Origin of the sequence: Anaerotruncus massiliensis (ex Togo et al. 2026), from assembly GCF_900199635.1 — a bacterium.
Taxonomy (GTDB): Bacteria; Bacillota; Clostridia; order Oscillospirales; family Ruminococcaceae; genus Anaerotruncus; species Anaerotruncus massiliensis.
This window is the reverse complement of the sequence record NZ_LT962687.1, coordinates 512605-526276: the sequence shown is the minus strand read 5'-3', so window position 1 is coordinate 526276 and position 13672 is coordinate 512605. Positions and strand designations below refer to the sequence as shown.

Below are 13672 nucleotides of genomic sequence, written 5' to 3'. Positions count from 1 at the left end.
TGGTTTGTGGCCGGCAGGGCCCGCCTTCCTTTCTGGCGGAAGCGTATGAATCGTGCTGCAGCTAATCATCGTCTTCCTCCCCTGGCAGTTCGTCGTCGCCGGCGATTGCCAGATTGGCGGCACGGGCTTCCAGCTGGCTCAGCTCCGCCTGCAGCTCGTCCAGCCGCCTCCTGCAGGCCTTAATTCCCGTGGCCGCGCAATCCGGGGCAGAGAGCTCGATGATCGACTTATAGATTCGATAGGCGGATCCCACCGCGTCCAAGAAGTCCGCAGTCGCATCCCGGGTTACTTCCTCCGGCAGAGCCTCGACACTGTTTTTTTCCGCGTCCTCGAGTTGATTACGCAAGGACATATTTTCCCGTCGCAGTTCAAAAACTCTCTTGAGCTTGTCCGTCAGCTCTTGGTCGATTCGGTCGTACTCCTCCTTCATCTCATGCCGTGCAGCCTCGAACGCCTCCTGCCGGATATTCTCGTGTTCCTCGGCACTAATCTCGGCGACCGCGACCTCGATAGGCGCATTTTTGAGCTCCTCTATCTGTTTTTCCAAATCAAAAATCCGACGTGCTCGGTCCCCCGCCAATGTTCTCGAGGCCCTTAGACTTTCCTCTGCCTGACTGGCCCGAAGTTTCTCGTCGGCGAGCTGCTTGACGGCTTTGTTGCGCTCCTTCACCACTGCCTCAAACTCCCGCTTGCTCATCTCGTCGACGGTCTTTTCCTCGCCATTTACAACATGCTTCTTGGCAAGAAAATCTTCGCGCTCGGCGTCGGGAACCTGCAGAAGGGCCACCAGCTTGGTATAGCTCAAATTCCCAACCGGTTGGGAATTTGAATACTGCATGGCGATGTTCATAAAGTTCGTAGCCGTCTGCTGGCTGAACTCCACGGTATCCCTCAGCCAGTTGGTCCATTGTCCATGTGGCAGTTTTTGCTTCGCCTCGATGAGGCGGCGGCCGATCTCGATGATATTCTGCGCGGTCTGCTGCTTATAGTAATTGATCTCAGCCGTGATCGTATCGATCGTGCGCAGCGCGGGCTGTCCAACATCCACAGGAGCAGGGGGATCGGCCGGTGCCGCCATCATGTCCCGAACACTGAATTTTGCCATGCGCAGTCCCTCCCCTCGAGATATTCGGCCACCAATCGAAGGTAGTCCTTTGAAGCCGTGCAATTGGGGGAGTAATCCAGCAGCGGCCGCCCTGCATAGGTGGTTTCAGTCACCTTGACGGTATTGCGGATCTGCGTCTCAAAGACGGGATAGGGCTGTTCCTGCCGCATCCAGTCGTCCCCCTCCCGGCTGACGCGATTACGCTGGTACATGGTGAAAAAGCAGCCCGCCAGCCGCAGACGGTCGTTGCTGGTGCGTATGTCGTCGATCTGCTCGACGAGCTCCTGCAGGCCGTCGAATGCAAACCGATCGATCTTGACCGGGATCAGGACGTCATCGCTGGCCATGAGCGCGTTGATCACGCTGATATTGATATCGGGCGCGTTGTCGATGACGCACCAGTCGTAATGATCGGCGACGGCCTCGAGGGAGCTGCGCATCCGATAATCCCTTGTGCGGCTCGTATCCACCAGCAGCGAACTGTTGGCGGTAAGCAGACCCATGTTTGCAGGCACCAAATCGAGCCGGTCGTATTGGGAATGGCGCACCACCTCGGCAATCGGCATCGCGCGGCCGGTGAGAACGTCGGCCACGCTTGGCAGGTCGTAGCTGTGCAGCTCAAAAAACTTCGAGGCATTCCCCTGCTTGTCGTTGTCGATCAGCAGGACGCGGGCTTTGTAGTTCGCGGCCAGAATATGGGCAATGTTGATCGCGCTGACCGTCTTTCCCACTCCGCCCTTGAGGTTGATGATGCTGATGACTCTCATGTTGTCTCCTCCCGGATACGGCGTTGCCGCCGCATTTAAAATGGTAGATCGTCCGCGGGGGCGGACATCTCTGAAAAATCACCGCTCACGGGGGCAGGCGGCGTAGCTTGTCCGTTGGTTTCAGGCGGCGGATCCGGCAAGCCCCTTCCGTCGTCCGCCCTCTTGCTGTCGCCGCCAAATTCGACGTGATCGACGATCAGCTCGACCGCACGGCGGCGGGCTCCGTTGCGGTCGTCGTAGCTGCGGGTTTCAAAGCGACCTTCGACGATGATGAATTTGCCTTTTGTGAAGTACTTACAGACGAATTCCGCCGACTGCCGCCAGGCGATCACGTCGAAGAAATCCGCTGTGCGTTTCCCATCCACAAGGTAGGGCCTGTCCACTGCCAGGCGGAAGCGGCACACCGAGATGCCGTTGGGCGTATGCCTCAGCTCCGGAGTCTCAACCAGCCGCCCGGTCATGACTGCTTTGTTCATCCTTTTTTTCATCCTTTCCCCAGCTCATGATGCAATTCAGTGCAGCCGCGTTGATCCGCGCCCTGCGCTTTTCAAGCTCTTCGGGCGAGGCGTCTCGATAGCATGTGTCAAAAAAGCGCACCTGCGTCGACCCCACGGCCATTTCCTTGACCACTTTCCCCGAGTAGAGATACTCCAGCAGCTCCGGTCCAGAGCGCGGCCGCTTTTCCATGCCATCACCTCGCTTTATGTTATGACGTGGACTTCCTCAATCTTGCCTGTCCCGCTGTTTTTCGACCTCGTCAATTCTCTGCTGCGCATACAGTACAATGGATGTCAGGTTGTTCAGAGCCTCCTGCGCCTCGCTCACCGCTTTGCGCATGGCGGGCAGTTCCTCCGGATTCAACTGGCGGTCACGGTAGATCTCTTTGATTGCCGCGTAGGCCCCCGAAACGCCGTCCTCTGCGAGCGCAAGGGAAAACATCATGTCTCCCACCGACTCTGGCTCGAAAAAATCCGGAAGATACTGGCCGAGGCGGGTCTTGTTTTTGAGATGCCACAAGGCAAGGTATTTCGTGTCGTACGCCGTGCACATCCGGTCCACCACGTCGTCCGGCACCGGGGCCTTGTCGTTTTCGTAATCGCTAAGCTGCCGGACCGATACCCCCAGCGCGCCGGCCGCATACTCCTGCGTCAGGGAGGCGTTTTCCCTGCACATCTTGTAATAATTCTTGCAGCAGTCGCTCATGGCCTAAACCGCCTCCTTGTGCGATAATATGTACATGAGGGGATCGATCTGGAGTGCCCTGCAGACGGCTCGCTCAAATGCGTCCGAAGCGGCCTTGGTCGTGTCGCACATGTATTTGCGCACGGTGCTGCCGGCATATCCGGTCGCTCTCCCCAGATCTTCGGAGTCCCAGCGGCGGATATCCATCTGCTTCCGGATCTCCCCGCGCAGCTCTGGAGACGAGATCATCCGTCATCCTCCTCCATGCCGGCAGGCAGACGGTAGTAGTTCGCATCCGCCCGCTTGATCTTCCGGATGCCGATTTCACGCAAATACCTGCCGAACGTCGAGACGGTCTCCGAAGGTTCCGCCATATCGCCGCACCACTCGACGTAAGCGTCGTACAACTCCTGTGCGCGAACCTCTCCTTCGTTGCCTCCGGCCTCAACGTAGGACCGCAAAAACGTCCGAATATTCGTGGCAGTCAGCTGAGGCGCGTCACTGAAAAGCAAGTCAAGATCGACCTCCCCCACCAGAATCCCCTGCAGGACAACCTGATGCAGCTCTTCACGGCGCGCGGCGGACATCCGGATGCTGTTGGTGTAATAGATGATCATCTGGAGCTTCTCCATGTCTAGGGCCACTCTCATATGCTGTCGCTTCCTTTCGTGATTTTGGCCAATGCGCCAAGCCGATAAAAGGTAACAATTGTTGACTTTTTCGGCAAAAAAAAGTAAAATAGACCTGACGGACCGCGTTTGACAGAACATGGCGTTACAACGTATGGGAAGTACGTATTTGGGGTGCTGTTTCTGGCGAATCGGATGTGTGGAATGGCCCGTCAGGTCGCGCAACGAGGACAATTTGACCGCAGCTTTTGGCAGGGCGCTGGTCAGGTTGTTTTTTCGTCGCATATTTTACTGTGCAATTGCATTATATTCTTATATCAGAGTTTTGTCAATACTTTTATTCTGATTAAAGAGTGTTTTGTTGGGGGTGAAATTTATTGCTGATATAGGGTACCGCGTCCATGAGATTCTGAAAGAGAAACACCTGACTGCAGCCGCACTAGGCAAATATGCCAACATCAGTACCGGAAACATCAGTGACTGGAAGAGAAAAGGTACCAACCCATCATCTGACAGGCTTGCTCTTATATCGGAATTTTTGGGCGTCTCTCTGGAGTATCTTATTACCGGAAAAGAAAAAAGCTCACCACCCATCCGGGATGACGAGCGCGAACTGCTCAAGTACTACAATGCCCTGCCAGAACTTGAGCGTGGGAAGATCCTCGCAAGACTGGAGGACAAAGCTAAGGAGGCTGATGTCTTGCCGGGGCGTGTCGGATAAGGCGGCAAGGAAACATCATCTTTGTGGTCTTTGACTGACACCGGAGGCGCTGCTTTATTCGTCAAAGGACAACGTAGGATAGTCAATAAAATCAGGAGGGAATTTTATGAGAAGAATTGTTACAGCTTTGCTTCTGTCATTGTGCTTAGCCTTCCCTCTTATTGCTTGCGGCGAGGCTGCGGAGGCCGCCCCCCAGCAGACTTCACCCGCATCAGAGCCGGTACCTGCCGCCGATCCCGAAAAAACAATCGAGGACATTGCGGACAGTGAGAATTCTCGAATCGGCGAATTCCAGCATTCCTACTTCCTCCCTCCATCAGGCGGATTAAGCATTGAAAGCGTGGCGTATCATCCCGAGTTTGATGTCACGGAAAAAGTCCTGAAAAATGTCATTGCCGTCGAAGTCGTTAGTGATTTTGATGCTTTAAAGGCATTCATGTCAGAACGGGGAACTGTCCAGCTGTTCGATAAAAGTGGGAATGAGTATTATAATTTAAGTTCTGGGGCATGGCGTGATGCCGAAAATGATCGCCTTTATATGCTGTACTATACTGACGAGGATATTTCGAACTACTCTTACATAGTAATTGGGCAGTTTGATTCTGAGAAGAATGACGGGAAGACAACACTAACGTATGAAATAGCAAGATAATGATTATGCCGCCCTCGATTGGGGCGGCATCACTTTTAAGGAGTCGGTTATGCCCTATCTGATGTACCTGAGAAAATCCCGTGCAGACGTCGAGGCCGAGGCCCATGGAGCGGGGGATACCCTCGCCCGCCACCAGGATGAGCTTTTGCGAGCGGCAAAGCGCCTGAATCTGCCCGTCTCGAAAATATACCGAGAGATCGTCTCCGGGGATAGTATTGCCGCCCGTCCCGTCATGCAACAGCTGCTCGACGAGGTCGAGCGCGGCATGTGGGAGGGCGTCCTGGTCGTTGAGGTGGAACGTCTGGCGCGCGGGGATACGATCGATCAGGGCATCGTGGCGCAGGCATTCAAGCTGAGCCACACCAAGATCGTCACACCAGCGAAGATCTACGACCCCAACAACGAGTTCGACGAAGAGTATTTCGAGTTCGGCCTTTTCATGAGCCGCCGTGAGTATAAAACGATCAACCGTCGCCTGCAGCGCGGGCGGGTTGCCTCCGTCATGGAGGGGAAGTACACCGGCAACATACCGCCCTATGGATATACGCGCGTAAAGCTGCAAAATGAAAAGGGATGGACGCTCGAGCCCGATCCCGACGAGGCTGAAACCGTTCGCCTCATTTTTGAGCTTTACACGCTCGGGGCCACTGATTCTGACGGAACAACCACAAGGCTGGGCTCCAAGAAAATCGCAAACCGGCTCAACGACCTGCACATACCGACCCGGAAGGGCGGTTTGTGGACCTACAACTCTGTTGTGGCAATTCTGGAAAACCCCGTTTACTGCGGGCAGCTCCGGTGGAACCGCCGGCCGGGCGTCAAGTCGATCTCGGGCGGCGATGTGAAAATTTCGCGTCCTAAAAAACGCGACTATATCGTCACGCAAGGCCGCCACGAGCCGATCATCTCACGGGAGACATGGGATGCGGCCCAGGAGAACATTGCACACAACCCGCCTATCCGGTTTGACGCGCATAAGCAAATGCGAAATCCCCTCGCGGGACTCCTCGTCTGCGGTGTTTGCGGCCACATGATGGTACGGAGGCCATATGCAAATCGCCAAGCATCTATGATCTGCCAATACCCCGGTTGCCCGAACGTCAGCGCCGATTTGCCGCTTATCCTCGCGAAGGTCCGGACGTCGCTCCAAGAATGGTTGGAGGAATATCGTTTGTCGATCGAAGGAGTCCATGACAAAAAGCCCGCGGGTATCGAGGCCGCAGAGAAGAGCGTCCGCCGCCTTGAAAAGGAGCTGGCGACGCTGGATCACCAGCTGAGCAAGGCGCACGACCTGCTTGAGCAGGAAATATACAGCGTTGAGATCTTCCTGTCTCGAACCCAAAGCATCTCCAGCCGCAGGCAGGAATTACAGAACCAGCTCGACGAGCTGCAGCATGAAGCCGATACGTATCGGCAAGCCGAGGCCGGACGTAAAAAGATTATACCAAAAGTAGAGAATCTACTAAATGTATTTGATTCAACCATGGATCCGGCGCAGCTGAACCAGCTGTTGAAAGAGGTCATCGACAAGATCGTATACACCAAGGCGCGGGGTGGGCGGCACGGTGATCCCAGCGACTTCAAGGTCGACCTATTCATGCGTCTTCCATAGTCATATATATAATCCTTGCGCCAAAGAGCTCGCCCACATCGAGATGGTTTCCGCGATCATCTACCAGCTCACCCGCTGCATGACGCCCGAAGAGATCAAGCGCAGCGGCTTCGACACCTACTTTGTCGACCACACCGCGGGCGTCTACCCGCAGGCCGCCTCGGGCTACCCCTTCTCGACCTCCGAGCTCCAGGTCTCCGGCGACACCCTTGCCGACCTTTACGAGGACCTCGCGGCCGAGCAGAAGGCCCGCAAGACCTACGACAACATCCTGCGCCTCGCCGACGATCCCGACGTGCGCGACCCGATCAAGTTCCTGCGGGAACGCGAAGTCGTGCATTTCCAGCGGTTCGGCGACGCGCTGCGCATTACCCAGGAGAACCTCGACGCGAAGAACTTCTACGCGTTCAACCCGAGCTTCGATAAAAAATGCAACCCGCCCCAGAAGCTCTTTTCGCCTCCCTGCACGCCCGACGCCGTGGCTGCTCCCGCCTGTGGCTGCGCCCAGCAGGCGCAACCCTGCCAGCCCTGCCAGCCCTGCGCCCAGCCCCGCTCCTGCGCGCCGGTCAACAACGCCTGCGGGTGCGGATGTGCGGTTCCCGCCGCGGAGCCTGCCTGCGGATGCGCGAACGCGATCCCGGACACCGTCTGCGGATGCGCGGCCGTCGTGACGGAAACGACCTGCGGCTGTGCCGCCGCTGCGGACCCCGCCTGCGGATGCGCCGCCGCGATGCCCGAGAAGCCGGCCTGCGGCTGTGTGGAGACCCCGCCGGTCTACAGCTCCTTTGTGCCCAATCCGATCGGCATGAACAACTGCTGCTGCGCGCCCCAGCCCGCCCCCTACGCCAAGCGCAATAAGCGCGGCGGCTGCGGCTGCGGCTGACCCGCTTTCCCCGCGCGCCTGCTCTTTGCTTTGGCAAATTACGATATCCCCGAGGGTCCCCGTTTACCGGGGGCCCTCTTTTTGCGCCCGCTTTGGCGCAAAAGGGGAGGGGCCCGCCGGGCGGGCCCCTCCCCTTTCGGCCGGATTATTCGCCGCCCAGCGTGATGCGGATGCCGTCGTGGGCGGCGACCGCGCCGGGGAATTCCTCCCGCGCGCGGCCGATCCACTCCTGCGGGTCGGCGAGCGCGGGGCTGTAGTGGGTCAGCCACAGCCGCCGAACGTCCGCCCGCGCGGCCAGGCGCGCGCTCTGGGAAAAGAGGCTGTGCATCTTTTCCCGGAGCTTTTCCTCCATCGCGTCGTCGCCGTACATCCCCTCGGCGATCATCAGGTCCGCGTCCCGCGCGAATTCAGCGATCGCCGGGATGGGCAGCGTGTCGGTGCAGTAGCAGACGGAAAGCGGCCTGCGCGCGCCGTCGAGCACCTGCTCCGGCTCGATCCGCCGCCCGTCCGGCAGCGTCACCGCCTCCCCCGCGTGCAGCGTGCGGTAGAGCGGTTTGGGGATTCCGAGCGCCTCGGCCTTTTGCGGGTTGAAGACCGGCTTGCGGGCCACCCGCACCCGGTAGCCGTAGCAGGGGATGCGGTGCTTGAGGAGGAGGCTGGAGACGGTCAGGCCGTCCCAGCCGTCCAGCGCGTCCCCGGCGCCCAGCTCGACGAGCTCGACCGGGTAGGGCACCGGCGCGATCATCATCAGGGCGGGCACGACGTACCGCAGGCCGGGCGGCCCCGCGATCGTGAGCGGGGTGGTCTTGCCGCTGTTGCCCGCCGAGAGCAGCAGCCCGGGCAGCCCGGCGACATGGTCGGCGTGGTAGTGGGTGATCAGCAGGGTGTCCAGCCGGCTCAGCCGGCACCCGGCCGCCCGCAGCGCGAGCTGGGTCCCCTCGCCGCAGTCAATGAGCAGCGCGCGGCCCTGGTATTCCATCCAGCAGCAGGTGAGCCAGCGGTTCCCCAGCGGCATGAAGCCGCCCGTCCCCGGCAGACAGACCGACAGCATCCAAATTCCCCCTTTCTCCGCGGATATTCCTATTATAGCACGGCGGGGGGCGGTCTTTCCTCCCGCGGTTGACTTTTCAGGCAAAATGATGCAGAATGTGATTAAAATATGTGGCTCGTCTGGAAGGATCGTGCATCAAAACGCGCCTTTCCGCACACCTATTAGAAAGAAGCGGCGCGGAGGACGGCTTTGCGTTCCCGCCCGCCCGAATCGACACCACCGCAGCATGAAGAAAGAAAGGATTTCGATCAAAATGTCTGTCAAACGGATTACCGCAATCTGCCTGGCGCTCGTCATGATGCTCTCCCTGGCAGTCGGCGCGTCTGCGGCATCAAACTACAGCCTTAAGGTCCAGAATAAGTATGTCCAGTTTTACAGGGGAGGAAGCCTCACCGGGTCCTATCTCTCCAAGGACGGGGCGGTGTCCCTCACCTCGAGCAAGGGCGACCTGCTCGTCTGCTTCACCGACTCGACCGGAAAGTCCCGCCGGATCACGCTGGGCAGCCAGTCCGACCTGAGCGTCACCGGCTCGCTTCCCTCGCTTTCCCTCTCCAAGACGCTTGACAGCGACGTTCAGGTGACCATCGGCGGCACGGTCGGCACGCTGACCGTAGCGGGCGCCAACAAGGTCACCGTCTCGCGCGGCGCAACGGTCACGACCGCCAAGCTCACCAGCAGCAAGGCCAAGCTGACCGCTTCGAGCGGCTCCAGCGTCAAATCGGTGACCGCCGTGACCAAATCGTCCGTCTCGGGCACCGTCGGCTCCCTCAAGACGGGAAGCGGCAGCGATTCGGACAGCACGAGCGGTTCCTCCGCCCTCAAGCTGAGCACCCGGACGATCGACGCCGATTACGGCGACAGGCTCAGCTCGCTTCAGGACGACCTGGAGGAAAACGTCACCGCCTCCTATAACGGCCGCAAGGTGTCGGGCAGGGTGAGCTGGGTCTCCTCCGGCAGCACCGCGATCCGCCGCAGCGGCACCGTGCGCTTCCTCTTCACCCCCGACAGCAGCAGCTACAAAAAGACCTACGGCTCGATCTACATCGACGTGGACGGGGGCGACGACGATGAGGACAGCAGCACGAGCAGCACCGGCGTCAAGCTGACCACCAAGACGATCCGCGCCGATTCGGGCGACCGTCTGCGCGACCTGGAGGACGACCTCGAGGACAACGTCAAGGCCACCTACGACGGCAAGACGATCTCGGGCGAGGTGAGCTGGGATTCCTCCCGCTCCACCGTCGTCAAGAAGAGCGGCAGCTACAAATTCGTCTTCGAGCCGGACAGCAGCCGGTATAAGACCACGACCGGCACCATCCGCATCACCGTGGACGGCGATGACGATGACGGCGATGACGACGTCGAGCTGCGCATCGGCTCGATCAACGTCAAGAACACCACCACCCGCCTGCGCAGCCTCGTGAGCGAGCTTGAGGACGAGGTCGACGCCTACGACGACGACGGCGACCGCATCAGAGGCGAGGTCAAATGGGTCTCCGACACCACCCGCGTGACCAAGACGGGCTACTATGAGTTCTACTTCATCCCCGACAGCAGCAAATACGACCGGGTGCGCGACGAGATCAAGATCACCGTCAACGGCAGCGGCTCGAGTTCGAGCAGCAAGAAGCTGACCCTCAAAACCGACAGCTTCAAGGCCGACAAGGACGACCGCCTCTACTACTACGAGGACAAACTCGAGGACAACGTCACCGCCCGCAACAGGGACGGCGACAAGGTGAGCGGCAAGGTCAAGTGGGTCGACGAGAGCGCCCGGATCACCAAGACGGGCAGCTACGACTTCTACTTCATCCCCGACAGCAGCAAGTACGAGAAGACCCGCGGACAGATTAAGATCACAGTCAGCGGCAGCGGCAGCGGCGCGGTCCACTTCAACACCTCCTCCTTCCGCGCGGACAAGAACGACCGGCTCTACGAGTACGACGACGAGCTCGAGGACAACGTGCACGCCTACAATTCGGACAACGACCGGCTGGACGGCGATTTCGAGTGGGTCGACGAGGACACCAAGATCACCAAGAGCGGCTACTACAGCTTCTACTTCTATCCCGACAGCAGCAAATACGACCGGACCAAAGGACAGATCAAGATCAACGTCCGCTGACAAACGAACGAAAAAAGGCGGCCCGCGCTCGGCGGGCCGCCTTTTGGATTCCCGGGGACTATTTTACGTCGAAGCGGTAGATGGTCGTGTGGTCGTAGAGCTCGCCCGCCCGCAGGACGGGATTCGGCCACTCGGGGTGATTGACCGAGTCAGGCGCGAACTGCGTCTCGAGGCAGAGGCCTCCCCGTTTCTCATAGTAGCAACCCTCCTTGCCGAGCTGGGTGCCGTCGATGAAGTTGCCCGAATAGAACTGCACGCCCGGCAGGGTCGTCAGACAGGTCATATGCCTTCCGCTCGCCTCGTCCCACATTTCGGCGCAGGGGCCGAGCTCGCCCGCGGGGGAATTGAGCACCCAGTTGTGATCGTAGCCGCCGCCGTAGTTGAGCGGGAGATAATCCGCGTCGATCCGCTCCCCGACCCTGTGGTAATCGCGGAAGTCCATCGGCGTGCCCTCCACCGGCAGGACCCTGCCGGTCGGGATGCTCTCGGCGTCCGCCTCGGTGAAATGGTCGGCGTAAATTTTCAGCTGCTGGCCGAGGATCGTGCCCGAGTTGTGGCCCGCGAGGTTGAAGTAGGCGTGGTTGGTGAGGTTGCAGACGGTGTCCGCGTCGCTCGCCGCCTCGTAGTGCAGGACCAGCTCGTTCCGGTCGGTGAGGGTATAGGTCATCGTGACGCTCAGGGCGCCGGGGTAGTGTTCCTCCCCGTCGGGGCTCACCAGCCGCAGGCGCAGCGCCTGCCCCTCCTCGCAGGAGATCACCTTACCGGCCCACAGCTTCTGGTCAAAGCCGACCGTGCCGCCGTGCAGGTGGTTGACGCCGTTGTCGTTGAGCGCGAGCTGGTACTCCTTCCCGTTGAGGGTGAACCGGCCCTTGCCGATGCGGTTCGCGCAGCGGCCCACCGCCGCGCCGAGATAGTATTTGTTCACCTTGTAGCCCGCGTAATCCCCGTAGCCGAGAATGACGTCGGCCAGCTTTCCATCACGGTCGGGCGCGAGGACCGACACGAGGTGGCCGCCGAAGTCGGTCGCGGACACCTGCATGCCGTTTTTGTTCCGCATCGTATAAAGGGTCGACTGTCCCAAGTCGGTCATCAAATAGGGGGCCTGGGTGATCGTTGTCATCTCTACCGCTCCTTCTCCTCATCTCTGTCATGGACTGCGAACATGCTTCTATTATAGGCGCGTTTGCCCGGAAAGTAAAGCAGCCCGCCAAACGGCGGGCCGCTTTTTATTCCGCCGTCCCGGCGGGGGCGGTTTCATTTTTCTCCGTGTCCCGGGCCTCCCGGCGCGACGCGATCACGATCAGGGTGCCGCGCGCGACCTCGATGCGCGCCGTATCGGCGGAAAACTCGTTGCTCACCCCGATCGGCATCGACGGGGAGAGCCGCGCCCCGGTGAGCGGGTATTCCACCCCGCGCAGCGTCACGCCCTCACATTCCCCGGCGGCGAAGACCGACAGATACCATCCCTCCATGCGGGGCAGCTCGAGCGCGCCGTCCCTGACCGCCCAGGCGCGGTTATCCGCCGAAAGGATGACTCCCCGCGCGCCCTGCGTGCAGAGCCAGCAGAGGGCCTGCAAATTGGCGACCGTGTGGTCGAGCCTGCCGCCCAGCGCGCCGACGATCACGAACTCCCGGCAGCCGCGGCCCAGCCCCAGCCGCAGCCCCGTCATCGTGTCGGTGTCGTCCTTGCGCACGGGGGTGCGCACCACTTCGACGTCCGGGGCGATCTCCCCGCCGTAGGAGTCGAAGTCCCCGACCGCGAGGGCGGGCTTCAGCCCGAGCCGCAGCGCGGCGGGATAGCCCGCGTCGCACGCGATCACGAGGTCGCCCGGCGCGGCTTTCAGTTCCACGCCGGCGCGGTCCCCGGACGGCCCGCCCGCGACCAGGAGACAGCGGCCCGTCCCCCTGGGGGCGGGCCGTCTCTTTACGCGCATGCAGTCGGGCGGGTTGGGGCGCGTCTTATGGAAGGCGATGCACGCTTCGCAGTCCCCGTGGCGGGGGCAGTCCCGCGGGCAGGCGCAGTCGGGATTCTTCGGCATCATTTTTTCTCCTGTGGGTCCTTCAGTTCCCATTCCTTCAGCTTCTTCGCGTCTTCATAGAGCGCGCGGTAGCTCGCGTGGCGCGACGGGTGGATCTTCCCCTCCCGCAGCGCCTCGAGCACGGCGCACCCCTTTTCCACCGTGTGGGAGCAGCCGGTAAACCGGCAGTTCCCCGAAAATTCAGCGAATTCCGGAAAGCAGCCGGCGAGCTCCTCCTTGCGGATGATCTCGTACCGTTCGAGGTCGACCGCCGAAAAGCCCGGCGTGTCGGCGATCCAGCCGTCCTCCCCGATGGGATAGAGCTCGACGTGGCGGGTGGTGTGCCTGCCGCGGCCGAGCTTGCGGCTTGTCTCCCCCGTCGCGATCGACAGCCGCCCGTCGATGCGGTTGAGTAAGCTCGATTTGCCCACGCCCGTGTTGCCGGAAAAGGCGCTGATCCCGTGGGAGAGCGCCGCGCGGATCTCTTCGAGGCCCTCGTCGCTCTGCTGGGAGACGGCGAACACCGGGATGCCGACCGTCCGGTAGATCTCCTCGAGCGCGTCGGGTCCGCCGAGGTCGCTCTTGGTGATGACGAGCATCGGGCGGATCTCCTTGTGGCAGGCGATCGCCATCAATTTATCGATGACGAGCGCGTTGGGCGCGGGGTCGGAGACCGAGGCCACGATCACAAAGGTGTCGACGTTGGCCAGCGGCGGGCGCACGAGGGCGTTTTTGCGGGGCAGGATCGCCGTGACGTATCCGGACGCCTCCCCCGTCGGCTCGAGCTCGACGCGGTCCCCGACCAGCGGGCTCACCCCCTCCTTGCGGAAGAGGCCGCGCGCGCGGCACTCATGGAGGGCGCCGTCCGCCTGCACGTAATAAAAGCCTCCCGTCGCCTTGACGATCAGTCCTGTGCGCTTGTCCATC

General features: G+C 60.6%; 15 protein-coding genes and 1 pseudogene. 5 read left to right on the top strand and 11 right to left on the bottom strand.

The genetic code is table 11. The features are described 5' to 3' along the window. Nucleotides 1–61: 61 nt before the first annotated feature. From C1A13_RS03050 to C1A13_RS03020, 7 genes are read right to left on the bottom strand one after another with little or no spacing between them, the layout of a single operon-like run. Nucleotides 62–1105, bottom strand: coding sequence for a DUF3102 domain-containing protein (locus C1A13_RS03050; RefSeq protein WP_101548975.1), 1044 nt, complete (start codon nucleotides 1103–1105; stop codon nucleotides 62–64). Beyond that, nucleotides 1078–1872 carry a ParA family protein gene (locus tag C1A13_RS03045; protein ID WP_101548973.1) on the bottom strand — a complete coding sequence of 265 codons (795 nt, stop codon included), beginning with the start codon at nucleotides 1870–1872 and terminating at the stop codon, nucleotides 1078–1080. Before C1A13_RS03045 ends, C1A13_RS03050 begins: the two co-directional genes overlap by 28 nt. A 35-nt stretch (nucleotides 1873–1907) precedes the next feature. Further along, nucleotides 1908–2348 (bottom strand): single-stranded DNA-binding protein, encoded by a 441-nt coding sequence (locus C1A13_RS03040; protein ID WP_101548970.1) that lies wholly within the window; start codon nucleotides 2346–2348, stop codon nucleotides 1908–1910. Continuing rightward, nucleotides 2314–2559: a hypothetical protein gene (locus tag C1A13_RS03035; RefSeq protein ID WP_101548968.1), complete on the bottom strand. Its 246-nt coding sequence runs from the start codon at nucleotides 2557–2559 to the stop codon at nucleotides 2314–2316. The genes C1A13_RS03040 and C1A13_RS03035 overlap by 35 nt, the downstream gene beginning before the upstream one ends. A 36-nt stretch (nucleotides 2560–2595) precedes the next feature. Next, a complete protein-coding gene (locus C1A13_RS03030) occupies nucleotides 2596–3075 on the bottom strand; it encodes a helix-turn-helix domain-containing protein (RefSeq protein WP_101548966.1) in 480 nt (159 codons plus the stop codon). Between the two features lie 3 nt (nucleotides 3076–3078). Next, nucleotides 3079–3303 carry a hypothetical protein gene (locus tag C1A13_RS03025; protein WP_101548964.1) on the bottom strand — a complete coding sequence of 75 codons (225 nt, stop codon included), beginning with the start codon at nucleotides 3301–3303 and terminating at the stop codon, nucleotides 3079–3081. Beyond that, nucleotides 3300–3704 (bottom strand): hypothetical protein, encoded by a 405-nt coding sequence (locus C1A13_RS03020; RefSeq protein ID WP_101548962.1) that lies wholly within the window; start codon nucleotides 3702–3704, stop codon nucleotides 3300–3302. The genes C1A13_RS03025 and C1A13_RS03020 overlap by 4 nt, the downstream gene beginning before the upstream one ends. Nucleotides 3705–4050: 346 nt before the next feature. On the opposite strand from C1A13_RS03020, the gene C1A13_RS03015 reads away from it, so the two are divergent. From C1A13_RS03015 to C1A13_RS15295, 4 genes and pseudogenes are all read left to right on the top strand, one after another. Then, a complete protein-coding gene (locus tag C1A13_RS03015) occupies nucleotides 4051–4404 on the top strand; it encodes a helix-turn-helix domain-containing protein (protein ID WP_242970889.1) in 354 nt (117 codons plus the stop codon). Nucleotides 4405–4510: 106 nt separating this feature from the next. Continuing rightward, nucleotides 4511–5056, top strand: coding sequence for a hypothetical protein (locus C1A13_RS03010; protein ID WP_101548958.1), 546 nt, complete (start codon nucleotides 4511–4513; stop codon nucleotides 5054–5056). 49 nt (nucleotides 5057–5105) lie between these two features. Further along, nucleotides 5106–6668: a recombinase family protein gene (locus tag C1A13_RS03005; RefSeq protein WP_101548956.1), complete on the top strand. Its 1563-nt coding sequence runs from the start codon at nucleotides 5106–5108 to the stop codon at nucleotides 6666–6668. After that, a pseudogene (locus C1A13_RS15295) lies at nucleotides 6610–7098 on the top strand (manganese catalase family protein); the annotation flags it as partial. The gene C1A13_RS03005 and the pseudogene C1A13_RS15295, both read left to right, overlap by 59 nt. Nucleotides 7099–7696: 598 nt before the next feature. On the opposite strand, the gene C1A13_RS02995 reads toward C1A13_RS15295, so the two are convergent. Continuing rightward, nucleotides 7697–8602: a ribonuclease Z gene (locus tag C1A13_RS02995; RefSeq protein WP_101548952.1), complete on the bottom strand. Its 906-nt coding sequence runs from the start codon at nucleotides 8600–8602 to the stop codon at nucleotides 7697–7699. A gap of 253 nt (nucleotides 8603–8855) precedes the next feature. Here C1A13_RS02995 and C1A13_RS02990 point away from each other — a divergent pair, with 253 nt between their 5' ends. Further along, entirely contained in the window at nucleotides 8856–10727 is a 1872-nt protein-coding gene (locus C1A13_RS02990; protein WP_101548950.1) for a hypothetical protein, read from the top strand. Between the two features lie 58 nt (nucleotides 10728–10785). On the opposite strand, the gene C1A13_RS02985 is transcribed toward C1A13_RS02990, so the two are convergent. The 3 genes from C1A13_RS02985 to rsgA all read right to left on the bottom strand — a co-directional run bounded on the left by C1A13_RS02985 (nucleotide 10786) and on the right by rsgA (nucleotide 13671). After that, nucleotides 10786–11847, bottom strand: a complete 1062-nt coding sequence (locus C1A13_RS02985; protein WP_101548948.1) for an aldose epimerase family protein — start codon at nucleotides 11845–11847, stop codon at nucleotides 10786–10788. A 106-nt stretch (nucleotides 11848–11953) separates the two neighbouring features. Continuing rightward, nucleotides 11954–12766, bottom strand: coding sequence for a thiamine diphosphokinase (locus tag C1A13_RS02980; protein ID WP_172439140.1), 813 nt, complete (start codon nucleotides 12764–12766; stop codon nucleotides 11954–11956). Further along, the gene (gene rsgA / locus C1A13_RS02975) at nucleotides 12766–13671 is read right to left on the bottom strand and encodes a ribosome small subunit-dependent GTPase A (RefSeq protein WP_101548944.1); all 906 of its coding nucleotides are present in this window, start codon (nucleotides 13669–13671) and stop codon (nucleotides 12766–12768) included. Before rsgA ends, C1A13_RS02980 begins: the two co-directional genes overlap by 1 nt. Nucleotide 13672 lies beyond the last annotated feature (1 nt).